Genomic DNA, 13,492 nt, shown 5'->3' on the forward strand with positions numbered 1-13,492 from the left:
AAAAAGAGGGGAATATTCTCTTCTTAGAGGTGTACTTTTTTATAAAAGTTGTTTTGTCATTTCGTATAAAGCAATATTTGTAGCTTGTACCACATTCATACTGCTATTTTGACCAAACATATCGATATGAATAATCGCATCAGCGAAATTTAAAATAGCTTCGGAAACACCAAAGTTTTCATCGCCAACAACTAAGACAATGGGTTTTTCTGTTGGGAGTTGAAAGGTATGAATTGGTTGACTTGTACTTGTAATTTCAAGAGCTATGATGAAATGATCTTTTTTTAGATTTTCTATTTGGTCTAAAGCAGATTCGTAAATTTCGTAAGGCACCACCTTTTCGGTGGCACGTGAAGTTTTAGCTGTTTTTCTGCCAAGTGTAATACCTTCTCCACAAAGTATTAATTTTTCAACTCCAAAGGCGTCACACATTCTAAACAAGCTCCCAATATTTGGTGCATTGGTAACATTATCTCCAACCACGGTTATTGGGAATGTTCTTTTGTTAAAATTTGAAGTGTAATGGGTGAGTTGCATGTTAGTGTTCAAATGCGTATTTAACAATATTAGCACCCATTTTTAATGCTTTTTCTCTAACATTTTCAGGGTCGTTATGTACTTCCGGGTCTTCCCAGCCATCTCCTAAATCACTTTCAAAAGTAAACAGAAGCATCAATCGGCCTTCATGAAATAATCCAAACGCTTGAGGGCGCTTACCATCGTGCTCGTGAATCTTTGGTAAGCCATCAGGAAAAGGGAAAGCTATATTGAAAATCTCATGGTTAGCGGGTAATTCTACTAAATCCTTATCAGGAAATACTTTTTTTAGCTCTTTGGTAATATAGGGTTGCATACCGTAATTATCGTCGATATGTAAAAAGCCACCTGAGATTAAATAATCCCGAAGATTTTCAGCATCATTATCACTAAAAAACACATTGCCATGCCCGGTCATGTGAACTAATGGAAACTGAAATAAATCTGGACTATCAACATCAACCGTCTGTGGTTTTGGATTAATCTGAGTGTCGATGTTTTGATTACAATAGGTAATCAAATTTGGTAACGATGTTGGGTTGGCATACCAGTCGCCGCCACCTTTATATTTTACGAAAGCGAGTTCCTGAGCAAATCCACCGAAGGATAGGAGTAAAGACAATAGGGGTAAAACTCGTTTCATCATCGTTTAAATTGTTTCGTTTACAAAAGCAACACTGTGGCAAGCAACAATAGCCGCTGTTTCGGTTCGTAAACGGGTTTCTCCCAAAGTTACAGGAATAAATTTATTAGCTATAGCCAATTCAATTTCTTTGGTACTAAAATCGCCTTCCGGACCAATTAGAATGGTAACGTTGGTATTGGGTTTTAGTTCCTGTTTTAATGATTTTTTATCGGTTTCCTCGCAATGAGCGATGAATAAATCGCCTTCAAAGTTTTGAGATATAAATTCTTTAAATGAAATGGCCTCATTAAGTTTAGGCATGTAACAGTTTAAAGATTGTTTGGTAGCCGATTGTAAAATCTTTTCAAACCTATCGGCTTTAATAACTTTACGTTCGCTGTGGTCGCAAAATACGGGAGTTACGCTTTCAATACCAATTTCTGTAGCTTTTTCCAAAAACCACTCGTAGCGGTCGTTCATTTTTGTAGGCGCTACAGCCAAATGCAAATGACAATTGCGCTTTGGCTGTAACGTTTTTGATGTTATTTTGACCAAACAGTTTTTTATGTCAGCTACAGTAATTTCTGCAGTAAATAACCAGCCATTTCCGTTGGTAATGTGTAAAGTGTCTCCAATGCTTTTTCGTAGGACTTTTACAATGTGTTTACTTTCTTCTTTATCGAAAGAAAATTGAGCTGTATTTTCGGTAATATCTGGATTATAAAATAACTGCATTAGTTTATAGCTTCAACAATTTTTAAAACTTTTATTTCGGCAATATGTTTTGGTTCGTGTGTTTGTAATACCAAATAATGGGCATTAGTTTCCGGTATGTCTACACTAAAAATATCTTCTAAACTGTGGTTTCCGTTAATGACTTCGGCTTCAAATTCTATAGGCATTTTGCCTTCAGTAAACCAACCTAAATCACCACCTTTGTTAGCGTATGCATCCATCGAATACTGTTTTGCTAAATAAGAAAACGGAATACCGTTCTTGTATTTTGTAACAATTTCTGAACGTAAATTTGTAATGTCGTCTTCAGTTTGTTGCGCACCATCTAAGTAAATATAACTTACCCTGTAATATGGTGTTTTGTTTTTTTCAAGAACCTTATAAAAGGTCTTTTCAAATTCATTTTCTTTAATTTTTACAGCGCCTCGAGACATACTAAAAAGCTCTTTAGCCAAAATGGTTTTGTGCTTTTCTTCATTAAAGGTTACAACTTTGTTGCCCTTATGTTTTTTAGCCTGTAAAAATGAGTCTATCTGTTTCGTGCTTTCAATGGTAATTAAATCTTCTTCTGTAGAAGTTTGAGCCAAAGCAGAAACGGTAAAACAAAACAAACTGTAGGTAAGTAGTTTTTTAATCATAGAAGTAGTTTTGGGGTTTTAATTAAACTTAAATTTTTAATCGTGCTGAAGCTGCGACACTTTGATCAGCAAATTCATTTTCTAAATATTTTAAATGGCCAACAATGGCAATCATAGCAGCATTATCGGTTGTGAATTCAAATTTAGGAACGTAGGTGGTCCAGCCAAATTTTTTCTCGCCATCTTTTAAAGCCTGACGAATTCCGGAGTTGGCCGATACACCGCCACCAATGGCAATATGTTTAATACCGGTTTCTTTCGATGCCAGTTTTAGTTTATCGATTAAAATACCAATAATGGTGTGTTGAATTGAAGCACAAATGTCGTTGAGGTTTTCTTCAACAAAATTCGGGTTATTCTTGGTTTCATTTTGAATGAAATACAAAATTGCAGTTTTCAATCCTGAAAAGCTGAAGTTTAATCCATCAACTTTAGGTTTAGTAAACTTAAAGGCTTTCGGATTTCCTAATTTAGCTCGTTTGTCTATTTCTGGTCCAGCAGGGTAGCCTAAGCCCAGAATTTTCCCGCTTTTATCAAAGGCTTCACCAACCGCATCATCAATAGTTTCACCAATAACAGTCATGTCAAAATAACTATCACAACGCACAATTTGGGTATGTCCGCCAGAAATAGTCATGGCTAAAAACGGAAATGGAGGTTTTTCAAAGCCTTCTTCGTCAATATAATGGGCTAGAATGTGACCTTGCATGTGGTTTACATCTATTAAGGGAATGTCCAGTCCGTAAGCTAAAGATTTCGCAAAAGAAGTTCCCACCAATAACGATCCCATTAAACCAGGCCCTTTTGTAAAGGCAATAGCGTTTAGTTGTTCTTTGGTAATTCCAGCTTTTTTTAAGGCCTGATGCACTACTGGAACTATGTTTTGCTGGTGTGCTCTCGATGCCAATTCGGGCACCACACCACCGTATTCTTCGTGTATTTTCTGGTTCGCAATGATGTTACTTAAAATGCGTCCGTTATGCATTACAGCTGCTGCTGTATCATCACAGGAAGACTCAATTCCAAGAATGTAAATATTTTGTGTCGCCATTAATAAGATTTAGGCATAATAATTGTTAATTTTGAAAACCAATAAGTCATCTATTTTATTGGACTCATCGTAATTACAAAACTACTTAATTATTTTATTAATGGAAATGTAAAAATGGTGAATGTGTTTTATCTAAGGTCTGAATTGATGATAAACGCTTAAATGATAAATAGAACCTTGTTTTTTAAATTTTAACTTAGCAGCATATTAAAAAAGTCCTCAAAATAATACTAAAACTTTTAGCACTATTTGTGCTTATGTTCATCATTCTGGTTTTGGTGTTAACAATTCCTTTTGTGCAAACTCAGCTGGGAAATTATGCCACTAAAAAGCTTAACGACGAGTTTAAAACCAACATAAATATAGACCGGGTAAGTATGCAACTTAATGGAGATATTGAGTTGAAAGATATTTATATTCAGGATTACAAGCAGGACACCTTAATTAGTGTGTCAGAATTAAATACATCCATTATAAGTTTTAAAAATCTATCGGAAGGAAAACTGGTTTTCGGAGATATTGATTTAGAAGGCTTAGTGTTTAATATTGTGACGTATAAGGATGCGATCGAAACGAATTTAGATGTTTTCGTGAACAAGTTTGAAGATGATAACCCTAGATCTGAAAAAAGTAGTTTTTTAATGTCGTCTAGCGATGTGTCCATTTATGATGGTGTTTTCAGACTATTGGATGAAAATAAGGAAAGCACAAAACTTCTCGAATTTTATAATCTAAATATCAATGCAACTAACTTCTTAATAAACGGAAGTGATGTGAGTATGCGTGTTAATACGCTAAATTTTATTGATAGCCGCGGGGTTAAAGTGAAAAATTTAACCACGAATTTCGCTTATACTTTAACCGATATGACCTTTGCGAATCTGGATATAAAAACGCCAAATTCTCGCTTAAAAGGTGACTTGAAGTTTGAATATCTTAGAGAAGACCTTCAGTATTTTACCGATAAGGTTTTGGTAACTGCAAGTTTTGAAGATTCTTCGGTTTTACTGGACGAACTTAATACGTTTTACGATGAGTTTGGTAAAGGACAGGAAGCTCATTTTAGCGTGGACTTATCAGGAACATTAAACGATTTACGAACTAAGAACTTACGATTAAATACGAGCAGAAATACCAGAATCTACGGGAATATTAATTTCAAAAACCTGTTTAGCAAAGAGGAAGACGATTTCTCAATGAATGCTTACCTTTCTAATTTAAGCTCAACGTACAGTGATTTAAAAGCATTACTACCAAATGTTTTAGGAGCTTCATTGCCGTCTTCATTGGACCGTTTGGGACAATTTACAATTACAGGGAATACGCAGGTAACAGCGTCAACAGTGGTAGCTGATGTTAAGATAGGAACCGATCTTGGTTTGGTAGATTCCGATCTGGAAATTACCACCATTAACGATATCGATAACGCCTCTTACAAAGGAAATATCATTTTTGAAAAGTTCGATTTCGGAACCTTCTTAGAGTCGGAAGAGATAGGCGAGGCTTCATTAAATTTCGATGTAAAAGGTAAAGGTTTTGTTACCGAAACTATAAACACACAGGTAAAGGGTGATGTTTTTGAAGTGATGTACAATGGGTACATTTATCACGGAATAAAGGTTGCTGGAAATGTAAGAAATAAGATTTTCGATGGTAATTTAATTTCAAACGATAAAAATTTAAAACTAAACTTTTTAGGGTTGGTTGATTTCTCAGATGCTGTTAGTAAGTACGACTTTGTGGCTAATGTGGGTTATGCCAATTTAAATGTGTTGAATTTTGTAAAAAAGGATAGCATTTCCATTTTCAGAAGTGATGTGAAAATGAATATGAATGCCAGTGGTTACGATGATGCCTATGGTAGAGTTATATTTGAAAATACGTCTTATAGAAATCAAAATGACACTTATACTTTCGACAAGTTTGAAGTATTTTCCCGTTTCGAAAACAATATGCGTTACATCGGGATTAATTCTCCAGATATTGTAGAAGGCGAATTAAAAGGACGATTTAGATTCAGAGATCTAAAGAAATTGTTTCAAAACTCGTTAGGATATATTTACACCAATTACGAACCGTACAAGGTGTCAACTGACCAGAGTATCGATTTCAATTTTAAAATTTACAATAAAATCGTTGAGGTATTTTATCCTGAAGTCGAATTAGGAAAGAATACGTTTATTCGTGGTCGTGTAGAGAGTGATGAAAGTCAGTTTAGACTAACATTCAAGTCTCCGGAAATTAAATTACTCGACCATTTTGTGAATAATATTGAATTGCAGGTAGATAATAGTAATCCGCTGTTTAATACCTATGTAGAGGCTGATAGTTTAAATACCAAGTATTACGATGTTTCTAAATTTAGTCTGATTAATGTAACCGTAAATGATACCTTATTTATGCGTACAGAGTTTCAGGGCGGAAAGCGTAATAAAGATATTTTTAATCTGAGTTTTTATCACACTATTAACGAGGAGAATAAATCGGTAATTGGTTTTAAAAAATCAGATTTTACGATAAAAGATTACACCTGGTATATTAACGAGGAGAATGACCTTAATAATAAGGTGTCTTTTGATAGAGATGTTTCTACGTTTGATATCGACAAATTTGTGGTTACTCACGGGAATGAAGAAGTCAGGCTTTCCGGTATGATTAAGGATTCTACTCAAAAGGATATTAAACTCGATTTTAAAAATGTAAGTCTGACTAAAATAGTTCCTGATATTGATAGTTTGTCACTCGAAGGTCGTGTAAATGGGAAGCTTGATATTTTACAGCAAAATGGAAGTTATTTGCCTAATTCAACAATTGTTATTGAGGACTTTAAAGTTAATCGCTTTGATTTAGGTTCGTTTGATGCTTCTATCACTGGAAATGAAAACCTTACTAATTATAATGTGGATATTTCGATAAAAGATGACGAGAAAAAGTCTTTTAGAGCTGTGGGTGATATTAATGCTTTAGGTGAGCAGTCGAGTATTGATGTAAATTTGGAATTTAACGAATTCAATTTACAACCATTAAATCCGTTGCTTCAGGATGTTTTGTCAAATATTCGTGGTTTGGCAACAGGAGTGGTGCATGTTGTTGGTAATTTAAATAAGCCAGATATTAACGGGGATGTAAAACTAAATAACGCAGGCTTGGGCATTCCGTATTTAAATGTCGATTATGACTTTGCACAAAATGCATCGGTGTCTTTAACCGATCAGACGTTTAAGTTTAATAAAATACCAATATCCGATAGCAAATACAATTCTAAAGGTCAGTTAAACGGATCGATTAGCCACGTGAATTTTTCAAACTGGAATTTAGATTTAGATATACGAACACCTAATTTATTGGTTTTAGACACCAAAGAAACCGAAGATGCCTTGTATTACGGAACGGCATTTATGAGTGGTTATGCTTCTTTAAAAGGGCCTACGGAGCAGTTGGTTATTAGTGTTTTAGGAGAAACAAAGCCAGGAACCGTATTTAAAATTCCGCTTAGCGACACCGAATCATTCGGAGATAATACTTATATCCATTTTATTACGAAAGAAGAAAAAGAAGCTAGACGTAGTGGTAAAGAAATTGTTTTTAATGAAATAGAAGGCTTAGAGTTAGACTTCGATTTAGATGTTACACAAGATGCTGAATTGGAAATTATTATTGATAAAAACTCAGGGCATTCGCTTAGAGGTCGTGGTAGTGGCGGTTTACTTGTAGAAATCAACACCAATGGTAAATTTAATATGTGGGGAGATTTCTCCGTGTTTGAAGGGGTTTATAATTTTGCTTACGGCGGATTGATTCAAAAGGAATTCAATGTGATGCCCGGAGGAACTATTGCATGGGAAGGCGACCCGTTAAAGGCACAAATTAATATGCAGGCAGTTCTTAAAGAACAAACCAATCCGTCACCGTTACTTGAAAACCCGATTAACAGAAGTATTCCTGTAGAGTTATACATCGATTTAACGGGAGACCTTGAGCAGCCTCAACCAGAATTTAGCTTTAAATTTCCTAACGTTAATTCAACTATTAAGTCAGAACTTCAATATAGTTTAGAGTCTTCAGATGATAGACAAAATCAGGCCTTATTTTTAATTTCTACAGGATCGTTTTCAAGAGGTTTGAGCGGACTTAATTTTTCAGGAACCATTGCAGATAGACTTAACGGTATTATTAACGGCATATTTACTTCTGGAGATAGTAAAGTAAATGTTGGACTAAATTATGAAGCTGGAGCCAATAGGCCAGATTATCAAACAGGAGACCGTTTTGGGGTAACACTTCAAACGAAAATTACCGATCGTGTATTAATTAACGGTAAAGTAGGGGTGCCTGTAGGTGGTGCCGGTGCTACCGAAACTGTCATTGCCGGAGACGTTGAAATCGACTTTTTATTAAATGAAGATGGTACTTTAACAGCAACCGTATTTAATAGAGAAAATAGTATTCGTAATTTTGGTGAAGCTATAGGCTATACACAAGGGGTGGGAGTTTCATATAGTGTGGATTTTGATACCTTTAAAGAATTGATTCAGAGTTTGTTTAAAAAATCTGAAAAACCAGACCCCGTGCTTATCGAAAAACCGGAAGAAAATGAAGAGAGTGCAATTCCTGAGTTTATTCGCTTAAAAAGTTCTAAATAGAAATAAATCACCTGTTTACATTTCGGAAATCATAATTTTTCAGCTATAATTTGTTTTTTTTATTAACTAAAACGTTATAGTTTTAAAAGCGTCATTAAAATGCAATAAATGCCATAGATATATGGTTTTTCTTTACTAATTTTACTTCATATACTAATCAATTTATGTCGAATAAAATAAAGAAAATTGCAGTTTTAACATCGGGAGGCGATTCTCCGGGAATGAATGCAGCCATTCGTTCTGTCGTTAGAACCTGCTCTTACCATAATATAGAATGTCTTGGTGTTTATCGTGGCTATGAAGGCTTAATCGATGGTGATTTCGAAGAACTTAACGCACGTAGTGTTAAAGGCATTATTAACAAAGGAGGAACATTTTTAAAGTCTGCTCGTTCCAATCGTTTCAGAACAGAAGAAGGAAGAAAACAAGCTTACGATAAATTAGTAGAAGTTGGAGCCGAAGGCTTAGTGGTTATTGGTGGAGATGGATCGTTTACAGGAGCTATGATTTTTAATCAGGAGTTTGGCTTTCCTGTAATGGGAATTCCAGGAACTATTGATAACGATATTTTCGGAACAACCCATACTTTAGGTTTTGATACAGCATTAAATACAGTTGTTGATGCGATTGATAAAATACGTGACACCGCGAGTTCTCATAACCGATTATTTTTTATCGAAGTTATGGGGCGTGATGTTGGGCATATTGCATTAAACGCTGGTATTGCTGGTGGAGCCGAAGAGATTTTAATTCCTGAGGAAGACTTAGGGTTAGATCGTTTGGTAGACTCTTTAAACCGTAGTAAAAGTACAGGTAAGACCTCAAGTATTGTAATCGTAGCTGAAGGTGATAAAATAGGAAAGAATATTTTCGAGCTTAAGGATTACGTAGATCAAAATATGGAAGGTTACGATGTAAGAGTATCTGTTTTAGGTCATATGCAACGTGGTGGAGCACCATCGTGTTTCGATCGTGTTCTTGCCAGTAGAATGGGCGTAAAAGCTGTAGAATCCTTATTAAAAGGAGAAACCAACTATATGGTGGGTTTACTAAACGGAAAAATGGAATTAACTCCAATTGAAAAAGCTATTAAAGGTAAAACAAAAATAAATTTAGAATTATTGCGTGTCTCAGACATTATGAGCACTTAACATTTATAACAAAGATTATGTCAAAATTAAAATTAGGAATCAACGGATTTGGAAGAATAGGTAGAATTGCGTTTAGAGTAGCGGCTTCAAGACCAGATATACAAATAGTAGGAATCAACGATTTATTAGATGTAGAGCATTTGGCTTACTTATTAAAGTATGATTCTGTTCACGGTAGATTCGATGGAACTATTGATATCGTAAACGGAAACTTAGTAGTTAACGGAAACGAAATCAGAATTACTGCTGAGCGTAACCCAGAAGATTTAAAATGGGATGCTGTAGGAGCTGAGGTTGTTTTAGATTGTACTGGTATCTTTACAACTTTAGAAGGTGCTCAAAAACACATCACAGCCGGAGCTAAGAAAGTTGCAATTTCTGCACCATCTGCCGATGCACCAATGTTCGTAATGGGTGTTAACAACGATAAAATTACTGCAGAGCACACCATCGTTTCTAACGCATCTTGTACTACAAACTGTCTAGCGCCTATCGCTAAAGTAATTAACGATAACTTTGGTATTGTTGAAGGTTTAATGACTACTGTTCACGCAACTACTGCAACACAAATGACAGTTGACGGTCCTTCAAGAAAAGACTGGAGAGGTGGACGTAGTGCATTAGCTAACATCATTCCTTCTTCAACAGGAGCTGCTAAAGCTGTAGGTAAAGTAATTCCTGAATTAAATGGAAAATTAACTGGTATGGCTTTCCGTGTTCCAACTCCAGACGTTTCTGTAGTAGATTTAACAGTAAGAACAGAAAAAGCAGCATCATGGGATGAAGTTAAAGCCGCTTTAAAAGCAGCAGCAGACGGACCATTAAAAGGTGTGTTAGGATATACTGAAGAAGCTGTGGTTTCTCAGGATTTCGTATCTGAGCCAATGACAAGTATCTTCGATGCAGATGCAAGTATTGCTTTAAATGATAATTTCTTTAAATTAGTATCTTGGTACGATAATGAATTTGGTTATTCAACTAAATTAATCGATCTTGCTCAATACATTAGCAAAATCTAATTTAACAAGTATATTATAATAGTATTAACAACTCCACAGGTTATTGTATTTAAAGCACAACGGTCTGTGGGGTTTTTTATTTAAAAACTCATGATTTTAATTGTTGATAGTGGCTCTACGAAGTCAGACTGGATAGCAGTAGATAGAAAAGGTAATAAAATGCTGGAAAAAATGCGCACAAAGGGGCTTAATCCAGAAATTATATCCGATAAAAAAATAAAAAAGATAATTAAAGGTCATGAGGATTTAAAGGCCAATAGAAAAATTGTGTCGCACGTATTTTTCTATGGAGCAGGTTGTGGTACCGAAAAACCACAGAATGTAGTTAAAGGCGTTTTGCAAGAGGTTTTTGTTAACGCAGAGGTTCATGTTCATGAAGACACCATGGCAGCTGTATTTTCAACAATTAATACACAAACCGAAGCTGCAGTGGTTTGTATTTTAGGAACCGGATCTAACTGTAGTTATTACGATGGTAAAGTATTGCATCAACGTGTCAATTCTTTAGGGTATATTATTATGGATGATGCTTCTGGAAATTACTACGGTCGTCAGTTAATTAGAGATTACTACTTTAATAACATGCCTGAAAATATTCGTGTGGCTTTCGAAAGTAAGTACAATATGGATACCGATTATATTAAATACAACCTTTATAAAAAACCAAATCCTAATGCGTATTTAGCACACTTTGCTGAATTTATGTTCTTAAACAAGGATTCTGAATATTGTGTAGAACTTATTAAAAAAGGTATTCGTCTGTTTGCTGAAAGTATGATTTTTCAATATGCTGAAGAATTAAAAACTGTTCCGGTACATTTTGCAGGTTCTATTGCTTACTTTGCTAAAGACGAAATTAAGCAGGTTGCTGAAGAAATGGGCTTTACAGTTGGTAACTTTGAACGCAGACCAATTGAAGGTCTGGTAGATTTCCATGTTAAAAATTTAAAGTAATAAGACTAAATTATTTCCCTTTTGAATAGGCATATAGCGATTTATATTTCTAATAAAGACCATAAGCAAGATTTTATTGAGCGTATTCAGGACGGAAATATTTTAAGTGATTTTTCAAAACCTAAGGCAGTACTTTTTTCTGAAATTACTATCAATAAATTAATTCAGGAAGAACGTATCCATGGTTTTTGTGATGTCGTTACACCAACAGGAAATCTATTGATTAATTCATCCCAAGGAGAACGAAAAAAAGCACTTTTAAACCATATAATATCTCAAAATCCCGAAGCCATTATTGTCGATAATGTTTTTGGGAATTTAGATATTCAGGCACAGGCTGAAATAGAGCAAACTCTAAACAAGTTAAGTTCGCAGGTTCGTATTTTGCAAATTACTAAACGTAAGGAAGATATTCTATCCTTTATTGGTAAGGTTTATTATTTAGAAGGGAAAGAACTTGTAGAGTTAAAACTTGAAGAATCAGATGACGCTATTGCCGAATCTTTTTTAGAAGACTTACCGAAGGCTTACCGACCAGTTTCAGAGAAAATCAATCCTATAGTAAAATTTACAGATGTATCGGTTCACTACAGAGAGCGATCAATTTTGAATAACATCAACTGGGAAATTAAAAAAGGTGAGTTCTGGCAACTAATGGGGCCAAATGGTTCTGGGAAAAGTACCATTTTAAGTATGATTTTTGGTGATAATCCCAAGGCTTTTGGTCAGAATATCGTCTTATTTGGAGTGAAGAAGGGAAGCGGTGAGAGTGTTTGGGAGATTAAACAGAAAATAGGTTACTTTTCTTCGGATATGTTACGCGGATTTACACGTTTGGATTCTATTGGTAATATGATTGTTTCCGGTTTTTTTGACACCATCGGACTCTATAAAACACCAACCAACGAGCAGATAAAAATTGCACAACACTGGTTACGTGTTTTGGATATGTTCGATATTAGAAAACAGGATTTTTTATCGTTATCAAAAGGATATCAAAGTCTGGTTTTAATAGCTCGTGCTATGGTGAAGCATCCACCATTACTTATTTTAGACGAACCGACTAATGGTTTGGATGATGCCGACGTAAAGTTGTTTACGCAATTAATAAATAAGATTGCATCAGAGACCGAAACAGCTATTTTATATGTATCACATAGAAAGGAAGCGGGATTAAATCCTGATTTTATATATCAGTTAACACCTCATGAAACTGGTTCTACAGGGCAAGTGGTTAAGATTTAATATCTTCAAAAGGTCTGATGTCAACAGACACATTCATTTTATTTTTTCCTGTACTGTAAATAACACCTTTTAATGGAGGTACGTCGTAGTAATCGCGTCCCCAAGCTACAATGATGTGTTGGTTTTTAGGTATTTGATTATTTGTAGGGTCGAAGTCTACCCAACCAAAACCAGGAATATAAACCGAAAACCAGGCATGCGAGGCATCGGCACCTATTAGTTTTTCTTTTCCAGGAGGCGGTAGTGTTTCAATATAGCCACTAATATACCTTGCTGGTAACCCAACGGAACGCACACAGGCAATGGCAATTTGAGCAAAATCCTGACAAACCCCTTTTTTAGCTTTTATCACTTCGTGTATGGGTGTAGCCACGTTAGAAAATGTAGGGTCGAAATCAAATTCGGTATAAATACGCTGCATCAATTCGAAAGCTGCTTCAAATACCGGCCGATTGGGCTTAAAAGATACTTCGGCGTAAGCTTTAATTTCAGGAGTTATTTTAGCGATTAAAATAGATTCCAGAATATATTGGCGAGCATCTATAATATGTTCTTCATTACTTTTAAGAGCACCTAAAGCTTCCTTAAGCGTGATGTGCTTTCCTTTTTCTGAAGTGTTTATATCAGGTTGTTCTTCGTAGTTTCTGGAAACCTTACTTATAGCAGTAACTTTTAGTTTTTTATGCTCTTTTTGAAGCGAAAACCGAGTGATGTAGTTTCCGAAGAAATCAACACGCTCTGTTAATTCTGAAGGGGTTGGGGTAATCTCCAGTTGGTAATCTAGTAGCACTTGTCCGGCTAAGGTTTTAGGTTTTAATGTGGCTATGTTATGGCAAAAGGTAACATCGTTTTCGTAATCGTAACTTGTAGTATGTGAAACTTGAAATACCATAA

At 35.2% G+C, this 13,492-nt stretch carries 11 protein-coding genes; 5 read left to right on the forward strand and 6 right to left on the reverse strand.

All coding sequences use genetic code 11. The features are described 5' to 3' along the window. Nucleotides 1-39: 39 nt before the first annotated feature. The 5 genes from R1X58_RS11520 to tsaD are packed head-to-tail and all read right to left on the reverse strand — an operon-like array spanning nt 40 to nt 3,586. Nucleotides 40-549: a TrmH family RNA methyltransferase gene (locus tag R1X58_RS11520; protein ID WP_317292976.1), complete on the reverse strand. Its 510-nt coding sequence runs from the start codon at nt 547-549 to the stop codon at nt 40-42. Beyond that, complete coding sequence (locus R1X58_RS11525) at nt 539-1,180, reverse strand: DUF4159 domain-containing protein (protein WP_240573076.1); 642 nt, start codon at nt 1,178-1,180, stop codon at nt 539-541. Before R1X58_RS11525 ends, R1X58_RS11520 begins: the two co-directional genes overlap by 11 nt. A 6-nt stretch (nt 1,181-1,186) precedes the next feature. Next, nucleotides 1,187-1,897, reverse strand: a complete 711-nt coding sequence (locus tag R1X58_RS11530) for a 16S rRNA (uracil(1498)-N(3))-methyltransferase (RefSeq protein ID WP_240572890.1) — start codon at nt 1,895-1,897, stop codon at nt 1,187-1,189. Further along, the gene (locus R1X58_RS11535; protein WP_240572891.1) at nt 1,897-2,535 is read right to left on the reverse strand and encodes a peptidylprolyl isomerase; all 639 of its coding nucleotides are present in this window, start codon (nt 2,533-2,535) and stop codon (nt 1,897-1,899) included. Before R1X58_RS11535 ends, R1X58_RS11530 begins: the two co-directional genes overlap by 1 nt. Nucleotides 2,536-2,563: 28 nt before the next feature. Beyond that, entirely contained in the window at nt 2,564-3,586 is a 1,023-nt protein-coding gene (gene tsaD, locus R1X58_RS11540) for a tRNA (adenosine(37)-N6)-threonylcarbamoyltransferase complex transferase subunit TsaD (protein ID WP_240572892.1), read from the reverse strand. Nucleotides 3,587-3,882: 296 nt separating this feature from the next. Here tsaD and R1X58_RS11545 point away from each other — a divergent pair, with 296 nt between their 5' ends. The 5 genes from R1X58_RS11545 (at nt 3,883) to R1X58_RS11565 (ending at nt 12,598) form a co-directional block, all read left to right on the forward strand. Beyond that, nucleotides 3,883-8,229: a translocation/assembly module TamB domain-containing protein gene (locus tag R1X58_RS11545; RefSeq protein WP_240572893.1), complete on the forward strand. Its 4,347-nt coding sequence runs from the start codon at nt 3,883-3,885 to the stop codon at nt 8,227-8,229. A gap of 164 nt (nt 8,230-8,393) precedes the next feature. After that, nucleotides 8,394-9,380, forward strand: a complete 987-nt coding sequence (gene pfkA, locus R1X58_RS11550; RefSeq protein WP_240572894.1) for a 6-phosphofructokinase — start codon at nt 8,394-8,396, stop codon at nt 9,378-9,380. Nucleotides 9,381-9,397: 17 nt separating this feature from the next. Then, nucleotides 9,398-10,399 carry a type I glyceraldehyde-3-phosphate dehydrogenase gene (gap, locus tag R1X58_RS11555; protein ID WP_240572895.1) on the forward strand — a complete coding sequence of 334 codons (1,002 nt, stop codon included), beginning with the start codon at nt 9,398-9,400 and terminating at the stop codon, nt 10,397-10,399. 90 nt (nt 10,400-10,489) lie between these two features. Beyond that, nucleotides 10,490-11,353, forward strand: a complete 864-nt coding sequence (locus tag R1X58_RS11560) for an N-acetylglucosamine kinase (protein ID WP_240572896.1) — start codon at nt 10,490-10,492, stop codon at nt 11,351-11,353. A gap of 21 nt (nt 11,354-11,374) precedes the next feature. Continuing rightward, nucleotides 11,375-12,598 (forward strand): ATP-binding cassette domain-containing protein, encoded by a 1,224-nt coding sequence (locus R1X58_RS11565; protein WP_240572897.1) that lies wholly within the window; start codon nt 11,375-11,377, stop codon nt 12,596-12,598. On the opposite strand, the gene R1X58_RS11570 is transcribed toward R1X58_RS11565, so the two are convergent. Continuing rightward, the gene (locus R1X58_RS11570) at nt 12,588-13,490 is read right to left on the reverse strand and encodes a transglutaminase family protein (RefSeq protein ID WP_240572898.1); all 903 of its coding nucleotides are present in this window, start codon (nt 13,488-13,490) and stop codon (nt 12,588-12,590) included. The genes R1X58_RS11565 and R1X58_RS11570 overlap by 11 nt on opposite strands. Nucleotides 13,491-13,492 lie beyond the last annotated feature (2 nt).

Origin of the sequence: Aestuariibaculum lutulentum (assembly GCF_032926325.1) — a bacterium.
GTDB lineage: Bacteria > Bacteroidota > Bacteroidia > Flavobacteriales > Flavobacteriaceae > Aestuariibaculum > Aestuariibaculum lutulentum.